Here is a 211-nt window from a genome sequence, read left to right as displayed (position 1 = left end):
CGCCGAGTTCGTGGCCGGCTGGGACGGCCGGCTGACCGTGGCGGTGGTCAATGCTCCCGGTTCGGTCGTCGTGTCGGGTGATCTGGACGCGTTGGACGACCTGCTGGCGGCCTGTGAGGCCGACGGCATCCGCGCCCGCCGCCTGCCGGTGAACTACGCCGCCCACTCCGGCCAGGTCGAGGCGATCCGCGAGCAGTTGCTGACCGACTTG

At 71.6% G+C, this 211-nt stretch carries 1 protein-coding gene; it reads left to right on the top strand.

The genetic code is table 11. The features are described from left to right. On the top strand, positions 1-211 hold a 211-nt coding region (locus IG05_RS43435; protein ID WP_037816127.1), incomplete at both ends, for an acyltransferase domain-containing protein.

It is taken from the genome of Streptomyces sp. NRRL S-1022, assembly GCF_000720135.1.
Lineage (GTDB): Bacteria > Actinomycetota > Actinomycetes > Streptomycetales > Streptomycetaceae > Streptomyces.
The sequence above is the reverse complement of the archived record's forward strand: the minus strand, read 5'-3'. Positions and strand labels throughout refer to the sequence as shown.